Consider the following 12,994-nt stretch of genomic DNA (forward strand, 5'->3'; position numbering starts at 1 on the left):
CCCTTTAAATCTGCATGACACCTGAACGTGAAGACAAATTATTGACTGTTCTACAGAAACGACAAAATAATTTAACCGTAGTATTGGAAAACGTTTTGGACCCGCACAACGAGTCTGCAGTAATGCGTACGTGCGACTCGGTAGGCATACAAGACATTTTTATTATAAATAACAGGAAGCCACCCAAAAGGGCAGTGGGTTTCAGAAGTGGCGGCAGTGCCAAGAAGTGGCTTACAGTTCACGATTTCACTAATGCCGAAGAATGCTTTAAGGAATTGAAAAACAGGTATAGTAAGATATTAACGACTCACCTTGGCACAAATTCCGTAAGTGTATACGATATTGATTTTACCCAAAGCATTGCATTGGTTTTTGGCAACGAGTGGTTTGGAGTGAGTGAGGAGGTTAGAGCTATGTCGGACGGGAATTTTGTAATTCCTCAGATGGGAATGGTACAAAGTCTAAACATTTCTGTGGCCTGTGCTGTAAGCCTGTACGAGGCTTACAGGCAGAAAGAGAAAGCGGGTCATTATCAAAAACAACATTTGTCAAACGACAGAATGCACAAGCTTTTTAACGAATGGGGGCTCAAACAACAGGACGTTGCTGAAAAGGAACAACACTAATTATATGAAAAAAGTATTTGTTTTAGCGGCTTTAATGGTCAGCATTTTATCTATAAACGCTTGCGCCCAGTCTGGTTCCTCTACTGCCATTAAAAAGGTGTCTGCGAAGGAAGTTAAAAAAATGATCGACAATAGTACGGGGCCTATGATTGTAAATTTCTGGGCCACCTGGTGCGGACCGTGTATTAGAGAGATCCCGTGGTTTGATAGTATTATGACTGAGAAAAACTCTACCGTTAAACTTGTTTTAGTTAGCCTTGACTATAAATCGGAATATTCGAAATTGGCGGCTTTTGTGAAGAAGCGTGGGTACAAAGGCGAAGTATTATACCTTGATGAAACAGATGCGGATAAATACATTGCTACTATTGAACCCAAATGGAAAGGAGCAATTCCAGCTTCTATATTTGTAAATAACGCTACAAAATATTACCAGTTCTTCGGCGAGCAGATACCTAAGCAAAGATTTGAAATGGAGCTGGATAAGTTGGGGAAGTAAGCTGCGAGCCGTTAGCTATAAGCTGCCAGCTTATTAAAGCGAGTTTAGTCAATTTGTCAAATACTACTTATATAGCAAAACATAAAAGCTCGCAGCTTGAAACGAACAGCTGGCAGCTTTGCTTACGTTGCTTTCCCTTTTAGCTCCCAGTGATCTTTGAAGATCTTGCCTTCGCGGTCTTTTTTTAAGGTCCGTCCATACCGTTCTCCCTTGATTGTGCCTTGTTCTGTTTTTTTACCTATAAATAGCAGTATAGCATTTCCTTCATCATCTGTTTTAAATGAAAGGTCGTAGCCTTTGTATTTCATTTCAACAAGCGACGAGGGTTCAAACTTTTTAGATAATTTTTTCTGTAAATCTTCACCTAACGCCATCGCCTTTCCTTTTTTGTGGTTCAAGAATTATTGTTTTGGGATGCTTTCTTTATACTCGTATGAATAAGTTTTACGGCTACGTCGGGACCGTCGTTCCCAAGGGGATTGAACACATCTTCACTTACCTGGTTATAAGAAGCGAAAAAATTTACGATCTCTTTTACCAGTCCTTCCGGAAGATCATCAATGTTGTTAGCGGAAGCATACATTCTGGACTGTAGTTGTACTGCAACTACCCTGTCGTTTCGTACTCTTTCGCCATCTTCTTCCTGCTCTACTTTTATTATCCCAAGTACTTTACTTTCTACCAGGCATCCTGGAAAAGTTGGTGCGTCAGTGAGAACAAGCACATCCATTGGATCGCCATCTTCGGCAATGGTAGAAGGAATAAAGCCAAAATCAAAAGGAAATACCATGCCTGCTGGTAAGGCCCTCTTTAGCTTGATTATATCATGTGCTTCTTCGTAAACATACTTGTTGCAACTTCCTTTTGGGGTTTCTACAATTGCATTAATATGATTAGTTCCTTCTATAAATGGTGGTGGCAATCTCATGCCTTAACAGTTCAAAAGTTATACCTATCACCTCGGCTATTATTTATACTGAATGAAAAATCATATGCGAAAAAAGATGCTCAAAGATTTACCGTTGAAGTGAGTGACACAACAATGTAAAACGGAGAACAAATGCCTGAAACAAAAAATTTATTCAAAACTTTTTATCTTTTCGTCAACCCAAAAAAAATCATGATTGGTTTTTAATTCGGAGAAAGGAACCCATTCGCTATCAGTTGACTCTTCTAATGAAATATTAAGCGATTGTGCATTAGAACATTTAAAAAGGAATCGTATATCGTGATGCGTGTGCGCTGGCTCCTGCTTTTTGTAATTTTCAGGAATGTGATGGCTGTCTATATCGAAAACCTCCCTTGAAAGTAGTACCAAGTTTTCCGCCGCCAGGCCGGTTTCTTCACATGCTTCGCGGATCGCAGATGCATGGAGTGAAGGATCTGTAATATCAACATGCCCGCCGGGTTGAAGCCAGCGGTTTAATGATTTATGGTTTAGTAATAAAAGATGTGAGGCACTTTCATTTATGATAAAAGCGCTGGTAGTTATGTGCCCCGAGAAGTTTTTCCTGTTGATAAGGGCTTCTCCTTCATGGTCTTTTAAAAATTGAATAAGTGGGTGGACATCGCTGTCTTCATCCCGGAATTTTTTAAGGTACTGACGAACCAATTCTAAAATTTCTTCTTTGTTCTCCATTAAAGTAGGTTAAGCTAATTAAAACCTTTTACTTAAGTAATTGCAGGCAAACAGGCATTGACACTTTGATTTGCTCACCTGTTTCCTGAAGCATTCCGGTTTGTTTATTTCTTTTAAAAATTACAATGTTGTCGCTATCCTGGTTTGCTGCAAGCAAATAATTTCCCGAAGGGTCAATAATAAAATGACGGGGAGCTTTGCCCAGCGTAGATTGATACCCTTTTAACTGCAATTTTCCGTTTGCAGGATTAACCGAAAAAATAGCGATATTATTTTCCTGGCCACGGTTAGAGGCATATAAAAATTTACCATCAGGAGATAGGTCTACCTCCGCACTTCCTGGTTGCCCTTTAAAGTCATCAGGATGTGTGGCTACGTTCTGCAGTGAGGTTAGTCTGCCTTTACTGTAGCTATAAGCGCCAACTGTTCCGCTCATTTCCTCTATTACGTAAGCAAACTTACCGTTGGGATGGAAGGTGATGTGACGAGGGCCATTACCCGGGTTAGCTTTAACAAACGGCGTGGATGCCGGGCTAAGCGGTTTTGAAGAAGCTGAATTAAACTGGTAAGCCACTACTTTGTCGGTTCCTAAATCGGGTGCAAATAAATAATCTTGCGCAGGGCTGAAGACCGTTTGATGAACATGAGGCTTATCCTGGCGTTGTTTATTTACACTGCTCCCCTCGTGCTGTATTAACTGACTATATGGATTTAACGAACCATCATTATTAACTGAAAATACGGCCAAACTTCCACCACTGTAATTTGCCACGGTTACCCATTTATTATTTTTACTAACAGCTACATGACAAGGTCCGTCGCCACCTGCCGGTTGTTGATTTATCAACGATAATTTGCCGGTAGTTTTATCAAAAGCATATGAACTAACCTTAGAGGGAGTTTTTCCGCCTGTTTCACTTACAGCATACAAATGTTTTTTATCAGGGGCAATGGCAATGAAAGATGGATTTGCCGCACTGTCGGTATTGCTGATCAACTCTGCTTTGCCTGTTGAGGTATTGAAGCGGTAAACATAAATTCCTTTACTGCCTTTTTGCGTATAAGTTCCAACAAGCAAATAAAAATCCTGGGCCGAACAATAAAAGGAAAAAAACAGTGAAGTGACAAGCAGGAATTTTCGCATAGCGTTAATAGTTAGATGATAGTAAGAAGCCAAATATAAAGAATAGAAAATAAAATTAGAGTCTTCAGTTGAAGTGGGTGATAGCAAATTGTCACTGCTGCCCGCGCGACAACAGATGTGGTTTATCCCTTCGGGGTGAGCCGGCCGCCAATAGCGGTCGATGGAAGTGCGAGAATTTGAGATGCCGTACAAAACTGTAACTATTCAATTAACGAAAGCATCAGATGGTAAAGAGTTTTGGGAAGTGAAAAATAAAAAGTATCGGGAGTTGTTTTTATAATTGCACTAATGTCATTAAAAATTGAACGGGTAGGAAGGGAGGATTTAAACGACCTGGTAAAAATAAGCCGCGAAACTTTCTACGATACTTTTAGCGGGCAGAATAAAAAGGAGGATATGGACCTTTTTCTGAAAAGTTCCTTAAATCCTGAAAAGTTGCGAGAGGAAATGTCTGAGCCGGACAATCATTTCTTTTTTGCAAAAGAGGCTGATTTAATAGTGGGGTATTTAAAACTTTCCACTGCAGTATCTGATGAAATTGATGGGGAAGTTTTAGAAATAGCAAGAATTTATGTGGTGAAAGAAAAGCTGGGAAGTGGTGTGGGTAAAGCGCTACTGGAATTTGCCATTTCTTTTGCAAAGCAGCTCAATAAAAAAACAGTTTACCTGGGGGTTTGGGAACATAATAAGAAAGCCATCAACTTTTACGACAGGTTTTGCTTTACAAAATTTGGTGAACACGTTTTTATGGTTGGAAGAGATCCTCAAACAGATTGGCTCCTTAAGAAGGAACTTTGAGAGTTGCGGGTATAAACCAGCGCCAAGCTAAAACGAAATTGCCCGATGATTCTTAAAGTAACAACACACAAAGCTGGGCATGAATAAAAAGCACCAGGGTGCGACGCAAGGATGTTGAATAAAGCCCGGCGGCTGGCTTAATATAAACCTGTTAAACTATTTGCCTGCAACGAATTCATCTTTCCCCCGCTTCACTTACCCCTTATCTTTGAAGCCGTTTTAATTTACCATACGATTGTGAAATTATGAATACAAGAGAAGTCTATATCGTTTCTGCAGTACGTACACCCATCGGAAGTTTCGGCGGGTCGCTAAAAGAGGTAAGCGCTACTAAACTCGGTGCCATTGCAATTGATGGTGCTGTTGCAAAAGCAGGAATTATGCCCCGGCAGGTGGATGAATTATTAATGGGGAGCGTCCTTCAGGCGGGCCTTGGACAAGCACCGGCAAGACAAGCATGTAAGGCGTCGGCGCTGCCCGATAAAGTTATTTGTACAACTGTAAATAAAGTTTGCGCAAGCGGGATGAAAGCAGTTTCGCAAGGAGCGGCAAGTATTGCTTTGGGGGAAGCCGACATTGTTGTAGCTGGAGGAATGGAAAGCATGAGCAACGTGCCTTTTTATGTAGAAAATATGCGATGGGGTAATAAGTATGGAAATAGTGTGCTGATTGATGGCATCGCGAAGGACGGTTTAACTGATGTATATGATGGTTTGGCAATGGGTAATGCGGCCGACTTCTGCGCGAAGGAATGTGGCATTAGCCGCCAAGAACAGGATGAATTTGCAATAGAAAGCTATAAACGCAGCCAGGCTGCCTGGAATGAAGGAAAGTTCTCTGATGAAGTGGTTACCGTAGAAATTCCTCAGCGTAAAGGAGAGCCGCTGTTGGTAAATAAAGACGATGAACCATTTAATGTAAAGTTTGATAAAATACCCGAATTGCGTCCTGCTTTTAGTAAAGAGGGAACGGTAACTGCCGCAAATGCCTCTACTATGAACGATGGAGCTGCCGCATTGGTCTTAATAAGCAAAGGCAAAATGGAAGAACTGGGTCTGCAACCCCTTGCAAAAATATTAAGTTATGCAGATGCAGAACAAGATCCTAAGTGGTTTACCACAACACCGTCACTTGCTTTACCCAAGGCGGTTGAAAGAGCAGGTTTGCAAATGGAAGATATCGATTTCATTGAATTGAATGAGGCTTTTTCTGTTGTTGGAATTGAAAACATCCGACGAATGAAGCTGGATATTGCCAAAGTAAATGTACACGGAGGTGCAGTATCTCTTGGTCATCCGCTTGGATGTAGCGGAGCAAGAATACTGGTTACGTTGATAAACGTTTTAAAACAAAACGGCGGTACATATGGTGCCGCGGCAGTTTGTAACGGCGGTGGCGGAGCTAGTGCAATGGTAATAGAGCTGATGTAATAAAGACAATTGCTTAGTCTTCTTCAAAGAACTTTTCAAACATCGATCGGAGAGTGATTACTATTAATATAAATAATAGGAATGACAGGAAAAATATAATTGCGTTCAGAATCATATAAGGTAGAATAAATAATAAAGACTGAGTCGAGCTGCAAATAGATGCTTGTCCGGTCAGTAAAATTTGTTCTTCAGATTGTGGTTTACATTTTTGGTCTAATCGTACTTTCTGGCCAGCGGTAGCAGTTTTCATAAATTTCCTTCATCAGCCTTATCTTGCGTTTCCTGTATATTTAAAAAGCATGTCTGTAGAAAAAATACTATCTGAGTGGAAGATCGGTGCATACAAACCTATCTATTGGCTGGAAGGAGAGGAGCCTTATTTTATTGATAAAATCGTGGACCATGCAGAACACAAAATTTTAAATGAAAGCGAAGCAGGCTTTAACCTCACTGTTTTTTATGGTCGGGATGCTGATTGGACTGCTGTTGTAAATGCCTGCCGTCGATACCCGATGTTTTCCGACCGGCAGGTAGTATTGCTTAAGGAAGCCCAGCATATGAAAGACATTGAAAAGCTGGAAGGATATGTGAGTAAACCACTTTCTTCTACCATTTTTGTGGTAGCCTATAAGGATAAAAAGATGGACGGCCGAACCAACTTTTCGAAGGTTATTAAAAAAAACGGCGAACTGTTTCAAAGTAAAAAAATCTTTGAAAATCAGTTGCCGGACTGGACGCGGGGTATGATTCAATCTAAAGGATATGATATTACACCACAGGCATTACAACTACTAATTGACAACATCGGCAACGACCTGAACAGGCTAGAGAACGAGGTTGAAAAAGTTTGGATAAACCTCGGTAACACCAAAACAATTGATGAGAGTGCGATTGAAAAGTACGTAGGTATCAGTAAGGAGTTTAATGCATTCGAGTTACAGGCTGCTATTGGCAAAAAAGATTTGGCGAAGGCTATTCGCATCATCCAGTATTTCAAGGCCAATCCAAAAGCTGCACCCATTCAATTAATACTTCCGGCTGTCTATTCCTACTTCAGCAAAGTTTACTGCATTTTTGGAATGGACGATAAAAGCGAAAATGGCGTAAAAGGTCTTTTTAGCAATAACTTTTACGCGGCAAAAGATGCACTTGCCACCGCCAAAACTTTCGGGATTTCCGGTGTAGAAAAAATACTGTTGCTCCTGCACCAATATAATTTAAGGAGCATTGGCATTCACGATGCAGGCACTTCAGATGCTGACCTCATGAAAGAGATGGTGGTGAAGATGGTGAGCTAAGGAAAGCGCGAAGCGAAGGGTGCAGTGTAAATTCGAAGTCCGCCAGTTCGAAGCGGGAAAATTAGCTCGCAGCCCGCAGCTAATACCTCACAGCTTTTTCCCTACATTTGCGCTTCAAAATAAAAAACCTCATGCCTTTATCAAGTATTTTAGATCGCTTTGCCGAACCAGAAACTCTTAAAATGGCTAAACTCGGCCGTCAACTTAGAAGCGAGGGAAAAGATGTTGTTGACCTTAGTCTTGGAGAACCTGATTTTGATACCCCTGTCCACATTAAGCAGGCTGCTATCCAGGCCATTAACGACAATTACTCACATTATACTCCTGTTGGTGGTTATTTAGATTTAAAAGAAGCCGTTTGCCACAAGCTTAAACGTGATAACAATCTTGATTATAAACCTGAAAATATTGTTACCTCAACCGGTGCTAAGCAAAGCATAGCCAACCTGATTTTGGCGGTGGTCGACAAAGGCGACGAAGTTATTATTCCCACTCCTTACTGGGTTACATATTCTGAGCTGGTTAAAATCGCCGAAGGCATTGTCGTTCCAATAGAAACAACAATCGAAAGCAACTATAAAATTACGCCTGCCCAGCTTGAAGCAACCATTACCGAGAAGACAAGGTTGTTCATGTTCTCTTCACCATGTAATCCATCCGGGGCGGTGTACAGCAAAGAAGAGTTAGAAGGTTTGGCCGACGTTTTTGTAAAGTACCCGAACATCTACATCATGAGCGACGAAATTTATGAGTACATAAATTTTGTCGGTGGACACGAAAGCATTGCACAATTCGATGAAATAAAAGACAGGGTAATTATTGTAAATGGCTTAAGTAAGGGTTTCGCAATGACCGGTTGGAGACTTGGATATATTGCCGCTTCTGCTGAGATTGCTAAAGCCTGCGAAAAGCTGCAAGGCCAGTTTACAAGTGGCCCCAATTCAATCGCTCAAAAGGCAGGGGTTGTTGCTTTGACTGCAAGCCTCGATCCTACCTATGAAATGGTTAAAGAGTTTGAAAGAAGAAAAAACCGCGTACAGGAACTGGTTTGCGACATTCCTTCTTTTAAGTGTTATGTTCCCGAAGGTGCTTTCTACATTTTCCCCGATATCAGCAGTTTGTTTGGCACTTCAAATGGTGAAACTAAAATAGAAAACGCAGAAGATTTATGTATGTACCTGTTGCATACAGCTAACGTATCTACCGTAACTGGTTCCGCTTTTGGTAGCCCAAATTGCATTCGTATTGGCTTTGCTAACAGCATGGAAAATATTGAAAAAGGTTTTTCACGAATTAAAGATGCTTTAGATAAATTAAAGTAAAGCTTTTCTAAAAAGAGCGTTAAGTCAAATAAAATCTGGAATTATATTAAAGGAGCAGTTCATTGTGCAATATCAATCACTGCTCTTTTTATTTGTTGCCGCCAGTAGTTTTTCATAGCAACATCCTTGTGTCACTCCCTTGTACGGCAAATCTTTTATCAGCTTGTTTCGTTTTTTGCAATAAATTCTATTCATGAAGAAAATTTTCTTTCTAATGCTTTGTTTGTTTGTTTTTCAGACAACTTATTCGCAACCCGATACTGGCCAGGTGTATATGTTCTGCTATTTTAAAGACAATGGGCAAGACGGTCTTCATTTAGCCTACAGCAACGATGGCTACACCTGGAAATCTTTATTCAACGATAGTTCTGTTTTAAAACCTACCGTAAGTAAGGATAAGTTGATGCGCGATCCATGCATCATACGTGGAGGCGACGGAAAATTTCATATGGTCTGGACTGTTAGCTGGAATGATAAAGGTATTGGATATGCATCGTCCACTGATCTCATAAGCTGGTCAGAACAAAAGTTTCTTCCCGTTATGGCACACGAAGAAAAGGTAAGAAATAGCTGGGCTCCAGAAATTACATATGATACCAGGAAAAAGCGTTACATCGTTTACTGGGCTTCAACAATTGAAGGACGATTTGTATCAACCGATACAGCCGCAGAAAGTAAATACAATCACCGCATCTATTATACTACCACAAAAGATTTTGTAAAGTTCAAAAAAACCAGACTACTAATCGAACCCTCCTTTAGCATTATTGACGCAACCATTCAGCAAGACAATAACCGTTATGTGATGTTTTTAAAAAATGAAACACGTTTTCCCGTTGAGAAAAATATTCGTGTCGCTTTTTCTAAAAAACTAACTGGCCCTTATAGCACACCAGGTAAATCAATTACAGGAGGTTACTGGGCTGAAGGACCAACCGCAATGAAAATAGGCGAGGAGTGGCTTGTGTATTTTGATAAATACACAATGGCCAAATACGGCGCTGTTTCATCAACAGATCTTATAAACTGGCAAGACATTTCTGATAAGGTCACTTTTCCAAAAGGCGCTCGCCATGGAACTGTTTTCACCATTACCCAACAAGAGTTTCAGCATTTATTATTCACTAAGAAGTTTTAAACTATTTAGTTCTTTTATTCTAATTGTCCCGTTTGCATAATTCCTACTATTTGCCGTTAACAGCCCCAGACATAATTATAGAAGTATTGTCACCAGGAAATAAAAACGCAGACCTAATAAAGAAAAAATCTGTGTATGAGGCATTTGGAGTAAATGAATATTTCATTGTTAACCGCAATAACAAGCAGGTTCTCTCTTACTGTTTGGACAATAGGCAATACGTTTAAAAACCTACTGAAATAGGTAGATTGATAACTAAAATGCTACAGGTAGAAATAAATTTTTAGATTACGTACTTCTCCCCAAGAGTTGGATGTTCGGGGAGGGATTACTTCACTTTCTGCTTTATCTCATTCAGCTTCATTAAAGCCTCAACAGGCGTTAGCCGATTAATATCGATGTCATTTAGCATCGTTCTTATTTCGTCAAAAGTCTCGGAATGCATATCAAAAATGCTTAGTTGAAGTTTGGGAGCAGAAAGCTTTTTGATATTAGCAGACAGATCTTCAGTCTTTGGCGAAGAAGCGTCTTCATCTACATGCTTGCTTTCCAATTGCAGTAAAACTTCATTTGCCCTGTCTATCAACTTAGGCGGCATCCCCGCCATTTTCGCTACATGAATACCAAAGCTATGAGTACTTCCGCCTGGTGCCAGTTTCCTAAGAAAGATAATTTTGTTTCCAACTTCTTTGTTGGTGACGTGGTAGTTTTTAACCCTTGGCAATTTATTCTCCAATTCGTTCAACTCATGGTAGTGGGTTGCAAACAAAGTTTTTGGCGCATGAGGAGAGGAGTGAAGGTATTCAACAATGCTCCAGGCAATACTAATGCCATCATATGTGCTGGTACCGCGACCGATTTCATCCAATAAGATCAAACTTCTGGCAGTGAGATTATTTATGATGCTGGCAGTCTCATTCATCTCGACCATAAAAGTACTTTCGCCGCCACTGAGGTTGTCACTTGCGCCAACGCGCGTAAAAATCTTATCTGTGATCGGAATAGTTGCAGCACTTGCCGGAACAAAACTGCCCATATGTGCCATTAAGGTAATCAGTGCAGTTTGCCTAAGCAAAGCGCTCTTACCGCTCATATTCGGTCCCGTTAAAATAATTACCTGCTGTGCCGAAGGGTCTAATGAAATATCATTGGAAATATAATTTTCACCAACAGGAAGATTTCTTTCAATGACCGGGTGACGGCTGTCTTTTATGTCAAACTCTAACCCTTGGTGCAGCGTGGGTTTTTTATAATTGTATTGCAACGCATTCTGAGCAAAACAACTAAGACAATCAAGGATCGCAAGAACGTTGCCATTGATCTGCATTGGTGCTATATAGTCCTGCAACTCAAGCAACAGTTTATCATATAGTTCCTGTTCAATGGCAAGAATTTTGTCTTCAGCACCAACGATCTTTTCTTCGTATGTTTTTAATTCCTGGGTGATGTAGCGCTCGCAGTTAGCGAGTGTCTGCTTCCTCATCCAGGTTTCGGGCACCTTGCTTTTATGCATATTGGTCACTTCGAGGTAGTAACCAAACACATTATTAAAACCAACTTTTAAAGATGAAATACCGGTTGCTTCACACTCCTTTTGTTGCATCTGTACCAGGTAGTTCTTGCCCATACTGGCAATGTTTCTCAATTCATCCAGTTCAGCATGTACACCTTCTTTAATCACGCTTCCTTTCGAAATAAGTACCGGTGGGTTTTCAACGATATCCTTTAATATTTTTTCCAGGATATAAAGGCAAGGATTTAGGGCATCAGCGAGTCTTTTTAAATAATCATTTGATGCATATAAACATTCATTTCTAATTGCATCTACATGTTGCAACCCTCTCGCAATCTGTAAAACTTCACGTGGGTTAATTTTTCTAAGGGGTATTTTGCTGACTAGTCTTTCTATGTCGCCGGCTTGTTTAATGTGCTGCGTCAACTTCGTCCGAAGGTCAACATCCTTTATCAGGAATTCCACTAAGTCCAACCGCTCATTTATTTTGCCCAGGTCTTTATATGGTAAAACGATCCATCGCTTTAACAATCTTGCACCCATAGGACTAACGGTACTATCCAGCACCTTAAGCAATGTTTGTCCATTCTCAACTCCACTGCCGAGCAGTTCAAGATTACGTATTGTAAACCTGTCCATCCACAGATAGTCTTCCCTTTCGAGGCGTTGTATAGAAGTTATATGTTGTAGGTTCGGGTGCTCGGTATCTTTTAAATAATGGAAGATTGCCCCGGCTGCAATAATTGCCAGCTGCATAGCCTCAACTCCATATCCTTTTAAGGAATGTGTTTGAAAATGCTTCAGAAGACTTTCGGTAGCATATGCTTCATCAAAAATCCAGGAGTCAAGCGTGTAAGTATAAAACTTGCTTCCAAAGGTTTCTTTAAAATGCTTTTGGTAATTGCGTTGAAAGATAACTTCCGCAGGTTTGAGGCTTTGGAGAAGTTTATCTATGTATTCGAAATTTCCTTCGCTGGCAAAAAGCTCGCCGGTAGAAATATCAAGCAGGGCAATACCGGCTTTATCATCTGCAAAATGTACAGCGGCCAAAAAATTGTTGCTGTTGTGTTCAAGCAATTTATCACTCGTAGCAACTCCTGGCGTCACCATTTCTGTAACACCCCGCTTCACAATTCCCTTTACTTGTTTGGGATCTTCCAGTTGGTCGCAGATCGCCACGCGGTAGCCAGCCTTCACTAATTTATGAAGGTAAGTATCTAGTGCATGGTAAGGAAAACCAGCAAGCTCGCTGCTGAACGCTGCACCGTTGTTTCTTTTTGTAAGGGTAATACCAAGCACTTTACTGGTAATAATGGCATCTTCGCCAAAAGTCTCATAAAAATCTCCTACGCGAAACAACAATATAGCATCAGGATACTTTTGTTTAATCGCCTTGTGTTGCTGCATCAACGGAGTCTCAGCACTGGTCTTACTCATTGCGACAAAAATACTCGCTTTGATGGTAAAGAAAAACCAGCAAAAAACAATGTGAATAAGTGCAGGTTAAGTAGCTAAGCTGGTTTACAACCGCGCTAGTTGGGCTAGAGCTACCGTACACACAAGTATCAGAGTAATAATTGACACTAA

At 40.6% G+C, this 12,994-nt stretch carries 13 protein-coding genes; 8 read left to right on the forward strand and 5 right to left on the reverse strand.

The window, feature by feature from the left end:
• Positions 1 to 14 precede the first annotated feature (14 nt).
• Together JWR87_RS02550 and JWR87_RS02555 are read left to right on the forward strand one after the other, a co-directional pair.
• Positions 15 to 626 carry an RNA methyltransferase gene (locus tag JWR87_RS02550; protein ID WP_297815190.1) on the forward strand — a complete coding sequence of 204 codons (612 nt, stop codon included), beginning with the start codon at positions 15 to 17 and terminating at the stop codon, positions 624 to 626.
• A 4-nt stretch (positions 627 to 630) separates the two neighbouring features.
• Complete coding sequence (locus tag JWR87_RS02555; protein ID WP_297815193.1) at positions 631 to 1,125, forward strand: TlpA disulfide reductase family protein; 495 nt, start codon at positions 631 to 633, stop codon at positions 1,123 to 1,125.
• A 122-nt stretch (positions 1,126 to 1,247) separates the two neighbouring features.
• Here JWR87_RS02555 and JWR87_RS02560 read toward each other — a convergent pair whose 3' ends face one another.
• The 4 genes from JWR87_RS02560 to JWR87_RS02575 all read right to left on the reverse strand — a co-directional run bounded on the left by JWR87_RS02560 (position 1,248) and on the right by JWR87_RS02575 (position 3,908).
• Entirely contained in the window at positions 1,248 to 1,523 is a 276-nt protein-coding gene (locus JWR87_RS02560) for a hypothetical protein (protein WP_297815196.1), read from the reverse strand.
• A complete protein-coding gene (locus tag JWR87_RS02565) occupies positions 1,520 to 2,053 on the reverse strand; it encodes an inorganic diphosphatase (protein WP_297815200.1) in 534 nt (177 codons plus the stop codon). Before JWR87_RS02565 ends, JWR87_RS02560 begins: the two co-directional genes overlap by 4 nt.
• A 150-nt stretch (positions 2,054 to 2,203) precedes the next feature.
• Complete coding sequence (locus JWR87_RS02570) at positions 2,204 to 2,764, reverse strand: NUDIX domain-containing protein (protein WP_297815203.1); 561 nt, start codon at positions 2,762 to 2,764, stop codon at positions 2,204 to 2,206.
• Positions 2,765 to 2,792: 28 nt separating this feature from the next.
• On the reverse strand, positions 2,793 to 3,908 hold the full coding sequence (locus tag JWR87_RS02575) for a lactonase family protein (protein ID WP_297815206.1): 1,116 nt from the start codon (positions 3,906 to 3,908) through the stop codon (positions 2,793 to 2,795).
• Positions 3,909 to 4,196: 288 nt separating this feature from the next.
• On the opposite strand from JWR87_RS02575, the gene JWR87_RS02580 reads away from it, so the two are divergent.
• From JWR87_RS02580 to JWR87_RS20225, 6 genes are all read left to right on the forward strand, one after another.
• The gene (locus JWR87_RS02580) at positions 4,197 to 4,706 is read left to right on the forward strand and encodes a GNAT family N-acetyltransferase (protein ID WP_297815208.1); all 510 of its coding nucleotides are present in this window, start codon (positions 4,197 to 4,199) and stop codon (positions 4,704 to 4,706) included.
• Positions 4,707 to 4,951: 245 nt separating this feature from the next.
• The gene (locus JWR87_RS02585; RefSeq protein ID WP_297815211.1) at positions 4,952 to 6,136 is read left to right on the forward strand and encodes an acetyl-CoA C-acyltransferase; all 1,185 of its coding nucleotides are present in this window, start codon (positions 4,952 to 4,954) and stop codon (positions 6,134 to 6,136) included.
• A 299-nt stretch (positions 6,137 to 6,435) separates the two neighbouring features.
• Complete coding sequence (gene holA / locus JWR87_RS02590) at positions 6,436 to 7,434, forward strand: DNA polymerase III subunit delta (protein WP_297815213.1); 999 nt, start codon at positions 6,436 to 6,438, stop codon at positions 7,432 to 7,434.
• 131 nt (positions 7,435 to 7,565) lie between these two features.
• Positions 7,566 to 8,756, forward strand: a complete 1,191-nt coding sequence (locus JWR87_RS02595; protein WP_297815216.1) for a pyridoxal phosphate-dependent aminotransferase — start codon at positions 7,566 to 7,568, stop codon at positions 8,754 to 8,756.
• Between the two features lie 193 nt (positions 8,757 to 8,949).
• Positions 8,950 to 9,894 (forward strand): glycoside hydrolase family 43 protein, encoded by a 945-nt coding sequence (locus JWR87_RS02600; protein ID WP_297815219.1) that lies wholly within the window; start codon positions 8,950 to 8,952, stop codon positions 9,892 to 9,894.
• Positions 9,895 to 9,944: 50 nt separating this feature from the next.
• Positions 9,945 to 10,121, forward strand: coding sequence for a Uma2 family endonuclease (locus tag JWR87_RS20225; protein ID WP_366090029.1), 177 nt, complete (start codon positions 9,945 to 9,947; stop codon positions 10,119 to 10,121).
• A 101-nt stretch (positions 10,122 to 10,222) separates the two neighbouring features.
• Here JWR87_RS20225 and mutS read toward each other — a convergent pair whose 3' ends face one another.
• Positions 10,223 to 12,844 (reverse strand): DNA mismatch repair protein MutS, encoded by a 2,622-nt coding sequence (mutS, locus tag JWR87_RS02605; protein ID WP_297815221.1) that lies wholly within the window; start codon positions 12,842 to 12,844, stop codon positions 10,223 to 10,225.
• Between the last annotated feature and the right edge of the window lie 150 nt (positions 12,845 to 12,994).

The sequence above is a fragment of the Segetibacter sp. genome (genome assembly GCF_025963695.1).
Taxonomy (GTDB): domain Bacteria; phylum Bacteroidota; class Bacteroidia; order Chitinophagales; family Chitinophagaceae; genus Segetibacter.

Coding starts and splice junctions, on each gene's coding strand:
- JWR87_RS02550 (WP_297815190.1), top strand. CDS start 15: ATGACACCTGAACGTGAAGACAAATTATTGACTGTTCTACAGAAACGA.
- JWR87_RS02555 (WP_297815193.1), top strand. CDS start 631: ATGAAAAAAGTATTTGTTTTAGCGGCTTTAATGGTCAGCATTTTATCT.
- JWR87_RS02565 (WP_297815200.1), bottom strand. CDS start 2,053: ATGAGATTGCCACCACCATTTATAGAAGGAACTAATCATATTAATGCA.
- JWR87_RS02570 (WP_297815203.1), bottom strand. CDS start 2,764: ATGGAGAACAAAGAAGAAATTTTAGAATTGGTTCGTCAGTACCTTAAA.
- JWR87_RS02575 (WP_297815206.1), bottom strand. CDS start 3,908: ATGCGAAAATTCCTGCTTGTCACTTCACTGTTTTTTTCCTTTTATTGT.
- JWR87_RS02580 (WP_297815208.1), top strand. CDS start 4,197: ATGTCATTAAAAATTGAACGGGTAGGAAGGGAGGATTTAAACGACCTG.
- JWR87_RS02585 (WP_297815211.1), top strand. CDS start 4,952: ATGAATACAAGAGAAGTCTATATCGTTTCTGCAGTACGTACACCCATC.
- holA (WP_297815213.1), top strand. CDS start 6,436: ATGTCTGTAGAAAAAATACTATCTGAGTGGAAGATCGGTGCATACAAA.
- JWR87_RS02595 (WP_297815216.1), top strand. CDS start 7,566: ATGCCTTTATCAAGTATTTTAGATCGCTTTGCCGAACCAGAAACTCTT.
- JWR87_RS02600 (WP_297815219.1), top strand. CDS start 8,950: ATGAAGAAAATTTTCTTTCTAATGCTTTGTTTGTTTGTTTTTCAGACA.
- mutS (WP_297815221.1), bottom strand. CDS start 12,844: ATGAGTAAGACCAGTGCTGAGACTCCGTTGATGCAGCAACACAAGGCG.